Annotated in this window: 8 protein-coding genes; 7 read left to right on the plus strand and 1 reads right to left on the minus strand. The window is 43.8% G+C overall.

What is annotated here, in order from left to right:
* The first annotated feature begins 343 nt into the window (after positions 1 to 343).
* From CEQ75_RS04755 to CEQ75_RS04770, 4 genes are all read left to right on the plus strand, one after another.
* Positions 344 to 2935: an S-layer homology domain-containing protein gene (locus CEQ75_RS04755; RefSeq protein ID WP_089609310.1), complete on the plus strand. Its 2592-nt coding sequence runs from the start codon at positions 344 to 346 to the stop codon at positions 2933 to 2935.
* A gap of 785 nt (positions 2936 to 3720) precedes the next feature.
* Positions 3721 to 4605 (plus strand): transporter substrate-binding domain-containing protein, encoded by an 885-nt coding sequence (locus CEQ75_RS04760; RefSeq protein WP_089609311.1) that lies wholly within the window; start codon positions 3721 to 3723, stop codon positions 4603 to 4605.
* A 126-nt stretch (positions 4606 to 4731) separates the two neighbouring features.
* A complete protein-coding gene (locus CEQ75_RS04765) occupies positions 4732 to 5442 on the plus strand; it encodes an amino acid ABC transporter permease (RefSeq protein ID WP_089609312.1) in 711 nt (236 codons plus the stop codon).
* The gene (locus CEQ75_RS04770) at positions 5426 to 6250 is read left to right on the plus strand and encodes an amino acid ABC transporter ATP-binding protein (RefSeq protein WP_089609313.1); all 825 of its coding nucleotides are present in this window, start codon (positions 5426 to 5428) and stop codon (positions 6248 to 6250) included. Before CEQ75_RS04765 ends, CEQ75_RS04770 begins: the two co-directional genes overlap by 17 nt.
* 200 nt (positions 6251 to 6450) lie before the next feature.
* Here CEQ75_RS04770 and CEQ75_RS04775 read toward each other — a convergent pair whose 3' ends face one another.
* Positions 6451 to 7908, minus strand: a complete 1458-nt coding sequence (locus tag CEQ75_RS04775) for an MATE family efflux transporter (RefSeq protein WP_089609314.1) — start codon at positions 7906 to 7908, stop codon at positions 6451 to 6453.
* Between the two features lie 332 nt (positions 7909 to 8240).
* On the opposite strand from CEQ75_RS04775, the gene CEQ75_RS04780 reads away from it, so the two are divergent.
* Genes CEQ75_RS04780 through CEQ75_RS04790 form a run of 3 tightly spaced genes read left to right on the plus strand, consistent with a single transcriptional unit; the run spans position 8241 to position 13568 of the window.
* Entirely contained in the window at positions 8241 to 9329 is a 1089-nt protein-coding gene (locus tag CEQ75_RS04780) for an efflux RND transporter periplasmic adaptor subunit (RefSeq protein WP_089609315.1), read from the plus strand.
* Between the two features lie 3 nt (positions 9330 to 9332).
* Entirely contained in the window at positions 9333 to 12428 is a 3096-nt protein-coding gene (locus tag CEQ75_RS04785) for an efflux RND transporter permease subunit (RefSeq protein ID WP_089609316.1), read from the plus strand.
* Positions 12429 to 13568, plus strand: coding sequence for a TolC family protein (locus CEQ75_RS04790; RefSeq protein ID WP_089609317.1), 1140 nt, complete (start codon positions 12429 to 12431; stop codon positions 13566 to 13568).
* The last annotated feature ends 17 nt before the right edge of the window (positions 13569 to 13585 follow it).

A 13585-nucleotide genomic window follows, 5' to 3' on the forward strand; every position in this document is an offset into this window, starting at 1 on the left:
TTTGGAAATTTAACCCTTGTATCCTGTTTCTTTTCCCGTTATAAGAGAAAAGGTTTTTCCCTCCAGGGGAGTTTTTAAAGCAATTATTGAAGGTTGCTAAAGGGAAAAAATAAAACAAAAAAAGTTTTAAAAAAGATGCAAGAAAATATCAACTTCCGTTGTATTTATCTATGTAAGGTTAAAAACACCTTATAAGTGCAAGTGGTTACCAAGTTTCTAAAGGGGCTAGCCTTTAGACGTTTAGAAAAATTTAATGAAGGGAGTGGTCATGAAAACAACTGGGTAGCAGCTTTTGTTTTAGAAGTAAGGAGAAACCAAAAAAGAAAAAAAGGGGGATTTACACTTGAATAAGAAGTTACTTACAGCTCTGCTTGTGCTGGCAATGTTATTTAGCTTCGGGACTGCAGCTTTTGCAGCAACCTTCAGCGATATAGCTGACCTGAGCAAAGACACGCAAGCAAGCATTGCCAAATTGAATGCACTGAACATAATTAATGGTTATCCCGATGGCACATTTAAACCTGCCAACAACATAACCAGAGCCGAATTTGCTAAAATTGCCTGCATCGCAGGGGGAATGGGTACCAGCGCTGAAATGCTGCAAGGCACCGCTTCCAGATTCAGTGATGTTGCTGCCAGCCAATGGTATACCGGATATATCAATCTGGCTAATTCCCAAAACTGGGTAAAAGGTTATCCCGATGGAACCTTCCGTCCCAACAACCAAATTTCCTATGCTGAAGTAATCACCGTTTTAGTCCGTATCCTGGGCTATAATGACAACCTGCCTGGTCCTTGGCCGGTAGATTACATTGCCAAAGCCGGTGCTCTTGACATTACCAAGAATGTTTCCTTTAATGCCAATGCACCTGCCACCCGCGCTGATGTAGCTGTGATGGCTGATGAAACCTTGGATGCCACGATCGTGAAGTGGGATAATGACACCCAAGACTTTGAAAAGAAAGAAGACCGCAAAGGCAACGAAATTACCTTGCTGGATGATGCTTTTGATACCGCTGTCAATGAAGACTACTGGGTCACCGACTCCGAGTATGATAACGGCGTTTGGAGCATCAAAGTAAAAGCTACCGACGAAGATGAAGATGCTTTGGATGGTAAATGGTTAGACTTAAATGCAAACTGGATGGCTTCCGATGCCTCCCTGGCTAACGGCTTAGGCGACAAGATCGTCGACATCCTTTATGATTCTGACGAAGAAGAAGTTCTTTACACTGAAGTACTCTCCACCCGTGTAACTGTAGACGGTGAAGATTGGGAATACGACAAGAATAAAGAAGAATTCAAAATCGATGGCACCAAGTATGACAAAGCCGATTATTTTACAGGCAATGAATACGGTGAAACCGGCGCCACCGCTTATGATGATGACGGCTACTATCGCGCTTACGTAAACGAAGACAAAGAAGTTTATAAAGTTTCCAGAAGAAATGAAAAAACTCCGGCCATTGTTGAGGAATTTGACGGCGAACTGACCTTAAAAGACCCGGGTGATTTTGGCGACAATGATCAAGCCGAAAAAATTGACTTCAAAGATGATACCGTATTGGTTGAAAAAGGCGGCGCTTTTGTTGAGCCTAAAGCCTTGGCCGAAAACGATGTTATCTATGTTACCGAAGACCTTTATGGCTACGACTACTACATCGAAGTAGCTGGATCCGTTAACAAAACCGGTAAATTAGATTCTTACAAAACGAACAACGGTAACGTTACTTCTGTAAGAATTGATGGTACCTCCTATGATGTAGCAGAGTATGACTTGCTTTCTGACAACGAAGGTAAAGATTTCAACAAAGCCATTACCGAGAAAAATATTGAAGACTTTGACGGCAAAACCATCACCTATTTCTTAAACAAAGCAAATCAAGTTTGCATCATCATTACCGGTGAAGCAGGCGAAGGCAGCAACAGAATCTACGGTGTGATTACTGATCTGGGTTACAGATATGGCAATCCTGCCAAGATCAACGAAATTAAAGTTTTGAAGGCTGACGGCAAAGAAACTACTTATGATGTGGATACTGATGAAGTAGAGATTTATGAAGACGAACTGAATATTGATGAATTCATCAAATTCGCAGTTAACGCAGATAATGACATCGACAGCTTAACCGTATTGGCTCAATTAAATGACGACGAAGTAATTGTTCCTACCACTGCAGGTAAGGATCCAGACTTTGACGATTACATTGATACCGATAATGATGAGTATGTTGGTGATTTAACTGATGGGAACAGCGACAATAACAGAATCAGATTTGAGGGCAAATGGCTCACCTTGGATGACAAGACTGTAGTCTTCAATGCCGGACGTTTCATTGATGATGATGCTGAAGTGATCGACAATGATGATCTGGTTGATTGGGCTGAGGATCTTACTGGAGCAGTAACAGTTTATGTTGAATATTCCAACTCCAAAGTAGAGTATGTTTATCTCAATGATGATGTGACTTCCGCTACGGCCGTTGATTATGCCTTAGTTCTGGATAACTATAAGAAATCCGGGAAAGATTGGGTAGAAATCGATGTCAAAGGCACAGCACAGAATTATGAAGTGAAAAATAATATTCCTGTAGAATATGCGATCTACGATTACTCCATTTCCAGCAATAAGTTCTCCGTGAAGAATACCGACATGGTATTTGATCCTGAGGATGTAACTGCAGGCTCCTACTATGAAGTAGAAGATGTTGACAGATCCGGCAATGCGATTAAGATGGACGGCGAATGGTTCTATGGTGATGCAGATACTATCATCTATGACTACACCGACTACTATGATGATGGAGATGATCCCCTCTATGCTTCTTCTGTAAGAGCAATCAGCAAGGGCGATCTCGTTTTCGCCATCATGGATGATAAGGATCCTGATGTTGTTAATCTGTTCGTAATTGTTACCGGAGTGGATGCAGAGTAAGCGATGCTTCGCAAAGCTTGATGCTCTAACTTGTTCACTTGTAAAATGGTAAAACTAAAACCCTCATACTTAAACAGTATGGGGGTTTTTTTTATTCCGGCGACAGGAGAATCAAAAGAGAATCAAGGGGACAGGTACATGGAGAATCAGGAGAATCAAGGGGACAGGTACATGGAGAATCAGGAGAATCAAGGGGACAGGTACATTGATTTATATATTTGGGGGACATAAGGGGGCGATTCTTTTGTGCTGTTTTGTCGTATTACATAAATATTATTATTGGAATCAATCGGTATGCAGATTAGATTATCTTTACTGAAACACAAAAAATATGATACAATATTTTAGGAGTTGCCGTTTGGCGGTTGGTCACTTCCCATGAAGGGAGGTGATGCCTATGGTTACATGGATAGAAATATTTACGTTTTGTCTCGTGATCATAGGAGTTATTTCCCTGTGTTTATTGCACAAAAATAACTAAAGACCGCCTGCATAAGGCGGTCTATCCCATTTTAGGACTAGCCGCCTAGCCAAAAGCGGCAACTCCTTTTATTAGTTTTATGATAACACGCATAAAAATATTCGTCAACTACCAAAGGAAAATCGAAGAAATCAAAAATCAAGGGGACAATGTTGACACGTTATTTCAACTTGGGATAGTTTCAGCTGTTGCTGACATAGTGCATTTGTATGTTGACAAAAATGTATTATCGCGGTAATGTATAATGCGTATAGGAAACACAAGGCATTTGGAGCAAAATCATTATATTTTAAGGAGAGGAACTATGAAAAAAAATATTAAATTATCTATTATTCCGCTGCTTTTTATTTCTTTGCTTACCCTTGCAATTGCCGGTTGTGGTTCAAACGGCACCTCAGACAATGGAGCAAGCGGAGACAGCACTAAGGTTAAGGTTATTGACATCCCACTGACCCAAGAAGAATATGCTTTCGGTGTGGACAAAAGTCAACCGGAACTCCTTACGCAAGTAAACGAATTTATTCTTAGCATTAAATCAGACGGAACATTTGACGAAATTTTAAACAATTATTTTGGTGACGGTGAACCTAAAGCCATTACTTCTGCCAAATTAGATAGCAGCAAAGATCAGCTTATTGTAGCTACAAATGCCGCCTTCGAACCCTTTGAATATACTGCCGGTGATAAGTATCACGGGATTGATATGGAAATTGCCGCACTTCTGGCGGAACGTCTCGGCAAAGAGCTTGTAATCAGTAATATGGATTTTGATGCTGTCTGTCTCTCAGTAGGACAGGGTAAAGCTGATATTGCCATGTCCGGTCTTACTATTAAAGAAGATAGAAAAGAATATGTGGCGTTTTCGGATGCGTACTATAATGCCGCGCAGAAGGTTGTTGTTAAGGGAGAAGATACAAGCTTTGATCAAAGCCAAACAGCAGCTGATGTGGAAGGGATTTTATCCGGATTCAGCAGTGATACTAAAATTGGTGTTCAGACAGGAACAACCGGACAATTCTATGTTGAAGGTGATAAAGATTGGGGCTTTAGCGGACTTAATGCAACCGCTGTAGGTTATAAAAACGGTTCTCTTGCTGTCCAGGATATGATTAACGGAAATATAGATTATGTTATTATTGATGAAGCTCCTGCCCAGTTTATTTCACAAGCCATTAATAACTTAAACTAAAAAACTGATCTTAACTAAGTTAAATCAAGCAATAAAATATCCACATCTAATCAATTAATAATAATCAACAAAAATCATACAATACTCCGCAAAATGTGCGGAGTATTGTAGCTTTAGGTGGGTAAGATGGAAAATTTTGATAAGAAATTAGACGTGTTTTGGCAAATCTTTTATAACCAAAATGGCTATATAAAAGTTCTGACCGGTCTTCATAACACCCTCTATATTGCTATAGTAGGACTGGCAATAGGAATTGTCATCGGCACTCTCATCGCCATTGTCAGGGTAATTCCCAAGGACAAAAGATTGCCTAGAATATTAAACGGTTTTTGTACTTTTTATGTAGGAATGTTCAGGGGAACACCTATGGTCGTGCAGCTGTTGGTAGGATATTATGTTATCCTGCCTATAATTGGTGTAAATATGCCGGCCTTGAATGTATGTGTTTTGGTATTTGGCTTTAACAGCGGCGCTTATGTTTCGGAAATTATGAGAGGCGGCATCCTTTCTGTAGACCCGGGCCAGATGGAAGCAGGTCGTGCCGTTGGACTAAGCTATGGTGTGACGATGTTAAAGATTGTTGTTCCTCAAGCGATCAAAAATATCCTTCCGACAATGGGCAACGAATTTATTACTTTAATTAAGGAAACATCGGTTGTCAGCTTTGTCGGTGCAGCAGACCTTTACGTTGCATTTAACTATATCGGTTCTAACAGTTATGAGTTTATGGTTCCATACCTTGTAATGGCGATAATCTATATTGTTCTGGTTGCTTTAGCATCAATGCTGATAAGACTAATGGAAAGGAGCCTAAGAAAAAGTGATAGACGTAATTGATCTCAAGAAAAATTACGGTAAGCTGGAAGTACTAAAGGGTATTTCGACTACCATTAAAAAAGGCGAAAAAATTGCGATCATAGGCCCTTCCGGAAGCGGAAAAAGCACCTTTCTACGCTGTCTTAACTGCATGGAAGATCCCACAAGCGGTGCAATAATATTTGACGGGGTTAATATTGCTGATAGGAAAGTTAATATTAATATTCATCGCCGTCACATGGGAATGGTTTTTCAGCAATTTAATTTATTTAATAATAAGACTGTTATTGATAACATCATGCTTGCCCCTGTCTATCTTCACACTCAAGATCTGCGCATGAAAAAGCTTAAAAATTTCTTTATCAGAATCAGAAATATATTTACAAATAATAAGAAAACCTATTATGAAATCGATACAACCGGTGCAAAAATAAAAGCTGAGGCCAAAGAAAATGCCCTGCGCTTGTTAAGAAGAATTGGACTTGAAGATAAAGCAGATGCTTATCCTTCAACTCTTTCCGGTGGTCAGAAACAAAGAATAGCAATAATTCGTGCCTTGGCCATGAACCCCAAGGTGATGCTATTTGATGAGCCTACCTCAGCACTTGATCCGGAAATGGTAGGCGAAGTTCTGGATTTAATTAAGCAACTTGTCGACGAGGGAATGACAATGGTGATTGTAACCCATGAAATGGGATTTGCCAAGGAGGTTGCCACCAGGGTTTTATTTATGGACGAAGGGAAGATTCGCGAGGAAAATACGCCGGAAGGAATCTTTTCCCACCCGCAAGATCCTAGAACCAAGGAATTTTTGTCAAAGGTATTGTAAAAATGAGGAATTACGGGGGACAGAGGGACAGGATCATTGTCCCGTCAAATATTACCAAGACGAAGCAAATAGAAAGGTCAGGGATTTGGTGTGCAATGTGGATTGACCGACCTTTCCGACTTTTTTGTTTTATGAAAGTAGCCAGGGACTTGTTGATAAATCAGTCCCTGGCCTTATTGTAAGTTGAATCGTTTTCCGCCTTATTTTTCCGGCACCAATTGCTTTTCATTGATTATCTTGGGCAGCGCGCCCTTTTCTGGTTTCTTGTCGTCTTCAGTGCCCTTTGTCCCCTTGGAGCCTATGTTCATGTTGGACTGAATTTTTCTGTTCAGATCCTGGAGAGCAAAGGCCAGCCAAATCCCGGTGATAATGGTGGAGATAAGGTCTGCCACCGGACCTGAGGCAATCACGCCGTTCAAGCCTAAAAATTTAGGGAGAATCAGCAGCATGGGGATAAAAACCAAAAGCTGCCGGGAAAGGCTTAAAATCATAGCTGTCACAGGCTTCCCAATGGCTTGAAAGTATCCGGCACCGACGATCTGAAAGCCAACAATGGGCAGAAAAATCAGAAAGTTAACTAAGGCTTTGCTGCCAAAATCAATCAGTGCCTGGTCTTTGCTGCTAAAGATAGCAATCAGCTGCGTGGGAAACATTCTGATGAAGATAAAGCCGATAACAGCAATGACTGTAGCAGCGATAATGGAGTATTTAAGGAATTCCTTCACCCGATCAAATTTCCTGGCTCCATAATTATAACCGATCAAAGGCTGGGCTCCGGTGTTAATCCCCATGATGGGCATCATGATCAAGGACATCAGGGCGACAACAATACCCATACCGGAAATCGCCATATCCCCGCCGTAAGTACGCAGGTTGGTGTTCATCACGGCATTGAGCAGGCTTTGGGCTAACTGCATGGTAAATGGGGAGAGACCAAAATACATAATACTGGTACTTAGTTTTGGATCAATTCTCAGATATTTTTTGCGGATTTTTAATTCTCCCTTGCCCCGGGCAAAATGAAGAAGGATCCAGGATGCAGAAATACCTTGGGAAATAACCGTTGCGATGCCTGCACCTTTCATCCCCCAGCCCAGAAGAGAGATAAAGATTGGGGAAAGGATAATATTAGAAACAGATCCCATGAGCATGGTAACCATAGCTTTTTTCGGATTTCCCTCAGCTCTGATGAAATTATTCATACCGAAGCCCATTAGTCCCACCACAGTTCCTAAGAGCACAATGTGTAAATAATCCTTGGCGTAAGGAAGCACCTGTTCACTGGCTCCGAAAAGCCTGAGCATCGGTTCCAGGAAGTGGATACCAAAAACGGTGATGAGCAGAGAAACAAGTACTAACAAGAGAACAGTGGTACCGATGATCTTTTCCGCTTCATCTTTTTTATTCTGCCCCAGGCGGATGGAAACCAAGGTTGTGGCACCCATCCCGATCATAAAGCCAAAAGCCATTTGAATCATCATGGCGGGAAAAGCAACGGTGATGCCTGCGATACCCAAAGTACCGACGCTGTTGCCGATAAATATGCGGGAGATTACATTATACATTGCCTGGACCAACATACCTACCGTAGCCGGGATAGAGAAACTGATCAATAATTTTAGGGGCTGATCCGTACCCAATTTTCTCGTCGTAACCATTTAAACCTCCAATTAATAAAAAAAATTCTTATACTGCACGTTTATTCACGAACAATCACTAAACCCCCGCATTTTTAAGCGGGGGAAAAGGGTGTAAAAAGTAAATTGCATAATCAGTATACTAACTAATTAAAAAATAGACAAGAAAATATTATTATTATGGTTAGTTTAAATATTTCTTATTGGGGTGAGAATTAACAAGTTTTTAATTGACACGGAAATGAGGATGCAATAAAATAAGCTTGTGATAACCGACCCGCCGGTCGGAAATACATATGGGTTGTTTCCGTGTTTCTTAGTAAAAATTTTGAGTGAAAGAGAGGACCACAGCATTGGCAAGAGCGAATTCAAAAATATTTGCTTCCCTTCTTATCGGGATGAGCATCATGGTTTTTTCGGGATGCGGTGCCCAGGAAACCGGTACAGAGCAACAGAATGAAGAAAAGGCCGTACTCGTGGAATCAGGAGCGGTTGTCACCGGAGATATTTCCAGTATTGCTACGGTTAATGGCAAAATTGCTGCCAATCTGGAAGTGAACATTGTTCCTAAAATGTCCGGCAAGGTTGCTCAAGTTAATTTTCAGGTAGGGGATCAGGTGCGTAAAGGAGCTGTGATTCTTCGTCTGGAAACGACTGAACTTCAGGCACAGCTGAAACAAGCCCGAGCTGTTTTAGCAGCGGCCCAGGCGAATTACGAAAGTGCCGTAACCAATTTGGAAAGATCGAAGGTTCTTTTTGAACAGGGTGCTGTTTCTCAGCAGCAATTGGAGAATGCGCAAACCATGGTTGCTACAGGAAGCACGGACAGCGCCGCTGCTTCCGTTAAGCTGATCGAAACTCAAATCGCCAATGCTGTAGTCACTGCTCCGGCAGGAGGCATCGTTTCCGCCCGCATGGTAGAAGTAGGGGAAATGGCCGCTATGGCACCGGTCATGACCATTGTCAATATCAATCCGGTCCAGGTGGAAGCCAATGTGATTGAAGGAGACATCAATAAACTGAAAGCCGGTCAAAATGTTGATGTCTTTGTGACAGCTGTGCAGGCTGAACCTTTTACCGGTACAATTGACACCATCAGCCCTGCTGCTGAGAGTCAGAGCAATACCTTTCCCATTACGATTAAGATTCCCAATGACGGCAACAAATTAAAACCGGGGATGTTTGCCGAAATGAAGCTGATTTTAGAAACAAAAAAAGGTGTTTTATTGGTGCCGAAACAAGCCGTGACGGAAAGCGACGGCAAGAAGTATGTTTATGTGATCAAAGACCAGAAAGCCCTGCAAACGGAAATTACCACCGGGGTGGAAGATGAAGCTCAGATTCAGGTCCTGTCCGGTTTAGCAGAAGGGGACCAGATTGTGCTCAGCGGGCAGAACAAACTGCAAAATGGGTCACTGGTAACATCATCGGGGGGAATCTAATCCATGAAGATTATCGAAACTTCCGTCAGACGTCCCGTTACCATTGCCATGGTGATCCTGGTCATCCTGTTGCTGGGTTTTGTTTCTTTAACCCGGTTATCCATCGATCTCTTTCCTAAAATGGATCTGCCTTATGCCGTGGCTGTTGCCGAATACTCGGGAGCTGGTCCGGAAGAAGTAGAGTCCACTGTGACTGAGCCTTTGGAGGACGTTTTGGGCACGGTAGAACATGTAAAAAATGTGACATCCACATCCTATGCCGGACAATCTCTCGTGATGGTAGAATTTAATTTCGGCACAGATATGAATTTCGCCACTTTGCAGATGCGGGAAAAGATCGATATGATCAAAGGAATGCTTCCCGATGATGTAAAAAATCCCATGGTGATGAAGGCTGATCCCTCTATGATGCCGGTGATCCAGTTAGGCTTGTCCGGAGGCAAAGATCTGAAAGATTTAAAAGATTTAGGGGAAAATGTGATAAAACCCCGCCTGGAGAGGCTTTCCGGTGTGGCCTCTGTTGCCGTTACGGGAGGGTATACCAGGGAAATTCAAATTTTGGCCGACCCGGTAAGAATGGATGCTTACGGAGTTGGTTTAGATCAAATCAGTCAGGCCTTGCGCGCTGAGAATATGAATGTGGCCAGCGGCAAGGTGACAGAAGGAAAGAAAGAACTGTTTGTGCGCACCCTGGGGCAGTTTGAAACTCTGGATGATATCAAGAATGTACGTATCGGTCTTGCCGGAGGAAAATCCATTACCCTGGCGGATCTTGCCACAGTAAAGGACGGGTTTGCTGAGCAGACGCAAGTCAGCCGTATGAACGGGGAACCCAGTGTCGCGATCAGTGTGCAAAAACAGAGTGAGGCCAATACGGTGCAGGTATCTGACCTGGTACAAAAAGAAATGGCTTTATTGTCCCAGGAGATTCCGGGAAATGTGCAAGCCAAGACTGTGTTTGATCAGGCCACCTTTATCCGGCAATCCATTAATAGTTTATCCTCCCATGCCATCGAGGGCGGATTGCTGGCAGTGATTATTGTCTATTTATTTTTGCGCAGTATACGCAGTACCTTGATTATCGGTTTGGCACTGCCCATCTCTATTGTGGGGATTTTTACGGTATTATATGCCGGCGGACTGACACTGAATATGATGTCCCTGGGTGGTTTGGCCCTGGGGATCGGTCACTTGGTGGACTGCTCCATTGTCGTATTGGAAAGCATCTACCGTTACCGCCAGGACGGTTACTCCATGAAAGATGCTGCCGTCCAAGGCGCCAGTGAAGTGGGGATGCCTGTAGTGGCATCAACCCTCACCGTTGCAGTGGTGTTTTTGCCCATTGTTTTCGTAGAAGGATTGGCCTCCATGCTATTCCGGGAATTGGCCTTAACGGTGGTTTCCTCCCAGGGTGTGGCCCTGTTGGTGGCTGTAACCCTTGTGCCCATGCTTTGTTCAAAATTTTTAGTGGTTCCTAAGCATCAGGATGAACGGAAAGCCGGTCTCTTTCAAAAAATCGAAAATGGCTACAGCAGAATCTTGGCTTGGTCCCTAAGCCATCGTAAAACAGTTCTGATCGGTGTAATTGCTGTCCTGGCAGCCAGCCTGGCTATGATTCCAATTGTCGGTACGGAGTTTATGCCTAAATCGGATACAGGTGAACTGGCGATTACTGCGGAACTGGATAAGGGGACTGTTTTGGCAGAAACGGACCGGGCGGCGGAAAAAATAGAAATGGCTATCAGTGAAATCCCTGAGGTTAAGACGGTGTTTGTCAATGTGGGCGGTGCAGATATGATGGGAACATCCGCCTCGGAAGTGGCTGACATGCAGGTGCAATTGGTTCCCAAAGCTGAGCGGCAGCGCAGTGCCGATCAGGTTGCCGACGATATTCGGGAACGTGTTCAGAACATTCCTGGGGCAGATATTTCTGTGACGATAAGCGACAGTATGTCGATGGGTGGCATGGCAGCTGCCCCCATCGCCATTACCTTAAAAGGGGATGATCTGGATGTCTTAAAGGGAATGGCTGAGGAGATTCAGGAAATGGTTGCTGCCGTGCCGGGGACGCGGGAAGTGGAGTCCAGTATGACCGTTGGTCGGCCGGAACTGAAAATCGAGGTCGACCGGGACAGGGCAGTCAGCTACGGCATCAGTGTAGCTCAAGTGGCTTCTGCTGTGCGCACTGCTTTTGATGGCAATGTGGCGACCCAATATCGCACCGGGGGAGATGAATATGATATTCGTGTCATTTTGCCTGAGGAATATCGTCAGAGTATTCAGGATCTGAATAATGTGAAGATTATTACCCCCGCAGGTATCCGTGTCCCCTTAGTTAATTTGATTACCACAAATACTGATCTTGGTCCCACTCAAATTGATCGGGAGAACCGCAGCAGGGTTGCTGCCATTAACAGTCAAATCAGCGGCCGTGATTTGGGCAGTGTCACCCGGGATATTGAAACGAAATTGCAGGACCTTCATTTACCCCAAGGGTATAGTATCGAAATCGGCGGAGAAAATGCTGATATGATTGAATCCTTTACCAGCCTGGGCTTGGCCCTGCTTTTAGGCATGATTCTCACCTACATGGTGATGGCGGCCCAATTTGAATCTTTTATTTATCCTTTTGTAATCATGTTTACGGTACCCACCATGTTTATCGGGGCTATCGCCGGATTAGTTATCACCGGCAGGAGCATCAGTGTGATCGTGATCATTGGCTTGATTATGCTGGTAGGCATTGTGGTCAATAATGGGATCGTGCTGGTGGATTATATCAATGTGCTGCGTCGGCGCGGTCTGGATATGACAGAAGCGATTAAAAAAGCCGGCCCGATTCGGCTGCGCCCCGTTTTAATGACGGCGTTGACCACTGCCATGGCCATGGTACCTTTAGCCCTGGGAATTGGTGAGGGAGCGGAAACTCAGGCACCGATGGCGACAGTTGTTGTGGGCGGGTTAACTACCTCTACCATATTTACCTTGGTTTTTGTGCCGGTTATGTATACCTTGGTTGAAGACGCCGCCAATTGGGTAAAAAGAAAACTTAGCAGAAAACCTAAGAAAAAGCAAATATCGGAAGGAGAGGTTATGTAAATGAAAAAGAACTGGCTTTGGGTGATGATAATAGTCCTGGTCTTGGCCGTGGCTACAGCAGGGGTTACCCTGGGAGATGAAGCTGCACCGGAGGTAAAGAAGCTCAGCTTGAATCAGGCCATCGAAATGGCTATGAAGGATAATCACCAGGTGGAATTAGCAGCCATTGATGTGGAGAAAGCGGAATTAACATTGGAACAGGCGGAATTTGCCAGAGATAAGATGATCAATAGCAGTGCGCTGCCCGATAAAGACCGCAGGGATCAAAATCAAGCCATGGTAATCGATGTTGTACCGGTGAACGCAGCAGCGGGGAAGACAATCGCCGATACCAAGAAAACCTATACGGAAAACAGCATTAAGTTTGGCGTGGAATCCGCTTATTACGGGTTGCTCCAAGGGGAACGAAAGTTGGCGGTTTCTCAATCTGCTTTGGCCAGGGCCCAGGAGCAATTAAAGGTAGCCCAGGCGAAGCTGAAGGCAGGGACAGTGGCCAAAATTGAAGTGATTGCGGCAGAAGCCCAGTTAAAATCTGCGGAAGCAGAGGTAAATCAAAGTAAAGCCGATATGGAGAAAGCCCGCATGGCTTTGAATAAAACATTGGGCTTGAACCTGGATACTCCCATCGTTTTAACGGATCAATTTAATTTCAACCCGGCTGGAACCATTGACCCGCAAAAGGTTTTCCAGGAAATGCAATCGAAGGATTTGTCCTTAGTTTCAGCCCAGGAAAGCTATAAGATGAATGAAGCTAATTGGGATTATCACCAAACCTATTTTACGGCAAATACCTTTGTTTATCGGGATGCAAAATTCAAAGTGAAGGAAGCAGAGGTTAACCTGAATCAGGAGAAAGCTGCGCTGGAAATGAACATAAAAAATGCTTATCTGGATCTGAAAACAGCGGAGGAAAACTATCAGGTGCTTACCAAAAGCCTGGAACAGGCCAAAGAGGCTTTGCGCCTAACCAAGCTCCGCTATGATGTAGGTATGGCCACCGGCTATGATGTCCTCAGCTCCGATGGGGCAATTCAGCAAGCCGATTTGGGATTGTTAAGCGCCTTATACAATTACAATTTAGCCAAGGCTAAGTTCACCTACGGTATTTTTACCGGATCTTCGGCTTCCGGCGGCATTTAATAAGGTGGTGGAGCCAG

The organism is Dehalobacterium formicoaceticum, from assembly GCF_002224645.1.
In the GTDB taxonomy this organism is placed as follows: domain Bacteria; phylum Bacillota; class Dehalobacteriia; order Dehalobacteriales; family Dehalobacteriaceae; genus Dehalobacterium; species Dehalobacterium formicoaceticum.